This is a genomic window from Candidatus Thioglobus sp. (assembly GCF_028599055.1).
GTDB lineage: Bacteria > Pseudomonadota > Gammaproteobacteria > PS1 > Pseudothioglobaceae > Thioglobus_A.
Genome location: NZ_JAQRMS010000157.1, coordinates 1 through 2,490 on the forward strand (window position 1 = coordinate 1; position 2,490 = coordinate 2,490).

At 44.0% G+C, this 2,490-nt stretch carries 1 protein-coding gene; it reads right to left on the reverse strand.

Features of this window, described 5'->3' with window-relative positions; all coding sequences use genetic code 11:
• On the reverse strand, positions 1-2,490 hold a 2,490-nt coding region (gene purL / locus PSN35_RS07035; RefSeq protein ID WP_300031407.1), incomplete at both ends, for a phosphoribosylformylglycinamidine synthase.

A 2,490-nucleotide genomic window follows, 5' to 3' on the forward strand; every position in this document is an offset into this window, starting at 1 on the left:
CACACCTAGTGCAAAGCTGTCTTCGCGATTAAAGAAGGCTTCAAACTCATCTTTAGCACGAGCATTGTAAAGAATTGAGCTTGCCCAGCCTCTGCCGGCGCCAAGTACGTCACCATACGAGAATCCACCACAAGCCACTAAGCCTTTAAATTCATCCAAAGATAATCTGCCTGATAAGATATCACTCATGTGTACGTCAATCGCCTCAAACTGTGCTTTATCAAAAGCAGCGCCCATTTCTACTTGGCCGTTTACGCCTTGCTCTCTAAGGATGGCAATTTTTGGCTTAACGTTGGTTTTAATGTAAGGGCTAACGATAGACTGATTAAGGTCAAAACTTAGGTCTGTTTTAATACCGTCTGTTGATTGACTAACGCCGTCAAATTCTTGCTGGGCACATTCAGGGTTGTCTCTAAGTTTGGCAATCTCGTAAGAAGTACTTGACCAAAGTGTTTGCAAAGCAGCACGAGGCTGGCTGTAAATGGTTTGGCCATTATTGATAATTTCAATACTGTCTGAGCTGTTAAGCGTTGCAATTGAATGTGTGCAAGACTCAAGGCCTGCTGCTTTTAAGGCGTCAGTAACGGCGTTTTTGTTTTCAGATTTAACCTGAACAACACAACCAAGCTCTTCGTTAAATAGGCTTTCAATGCTAGCATCTGTATTAATGGTAAGGCCCGTGTGCGAGGCAAAGGCCATTTCAAGTAACGTAGTGATAACACCACCATCACTACGATCGTGATAAGCGTTAATTAGACCGTCTTTATTGAGTTGGTTAATGGTGCTGAAGAATGATTTAAATACGGCGCTATCGTCAAGATTTGGCGCAATATCACCAACTTGATTATAGACTTGCGCTAGACACGAGCCACCCATACGATTTTGGCCAAAGCCTAAGTCGATTAGTAGTAGTTCAGAATCTGAACCTGTTTCTAGTAATGGGGTTTTTTGCAGTCTAACATCAGGTGTTTTTGAAAAGGCTGTGATGATTAATGACAAAGGTGAAGTAACTGATTTGTCTTCGCCATTTTCATTCCAAGAGCTTTTCATACTCATTGAGTCTTTACCCACTGGTACAGTCAAGCCCAGCTCAGGGCATAAATCCATACCCACAGCTTTAACTGCTTCAAATAGTTTTGAATCTTCACCTTTATGGCCAGAAGCACTCATCCAATTCGCACTAAGGCTAATATCGTGAATATCTTCCACGTAACCACCTAGCATGTTGGTTAAAGATTCACCAATGGTCATACGTGCAGCTGCATTGGAATCACACAAAGCTAGTGGTGTGCGCTCGCCCAAAGACATAATTTCACCCTTGTATCCAACGTAATCAGAAATAGAAATGGCACAATCAGCTACAGGCACTTGCCACGGACCTACAAATTGATCACGCGCTACCATGCCAGTGACACTACGATCACCGATGGTGATCAAGAAGTTTTTGCTGGCAACGGTTGGCAGTTGTAAAATTCTACTGATGGCATCATCAAGATTAATGTTGCTGGTATCTAGTGGATTAAGATCGATATTTTGCGTTACCGCTTCAATGTTAGTTTTAGGCGGGTTGCCTAATAAAACCGACATTGGCATGTCAATTGGCGTATCAGCAAACAGCTCATCACTTAAGACCAATTCCTGCTCTTTAGTTGAATCACCCAGTACAGCAAATGGTGCACGTTCGCGCGTACAAATATCTTTAAACAAGTCTAAGCTTGATGGGGCAATAGCAAGTACATAACGCTCTTGAGATTCGTTACACCAGATTTCAAGTGGCGACATTTGGTTGTCATCATTTGGAATGTTTCTAAGTTCGAAACGCCCGCCACGACCAGAGTCGTTCACTAATTCTGGTAGGCCGTTTGACAGACCACCTGCACCGATGTCATGAATTGAAATAATAGGATTGCCATCGCCTAAGTTAGCACAGCGATCAATTACTTCTTGTGCGCGTCTTTCCATTTCAGGGTTGGCACGCTGAACAGAGGCAAAATCTAAGTCTTCGCTTTGTTCGCCACTCTTAATACTAGAAGCAGCGCCACCACCGAGGCCAATTAGCATTGCAGGGCCACCTAAAACAATGATCTTGCTACCTACTGGAATTTCACCTTTTTTAATGTGCTGTTCTTGAATGTGCCCTAAGCCACCAGCCAACATGATTGGCTTGTGATAACCGCGAATATCACCATCAGGTGTTTGTTGTTCATAGCTACGGAAATAGCCCAGCGTATTTGGACGGCCAAATTCGTTGTTAAATGCCGCTGCACCAATTGGACCTTCAAGCATGATATCAAGTGCTGATACGATTTGTGAAGGTTTGCCATGCTCTTGTTCCCAAGGCTGGGTAGCGCCACCGATTTTTAAATTGGAAACACTGAATCCACACAAGCCAACTTTAGGTTTAGAGCCTTGACCCGTTGCACCTTCGTCTCGAATCTCACCACCCGAGCCAGTTGCAGCGCCTGGGTGTGGGGCAATTGCGGTAGGGTG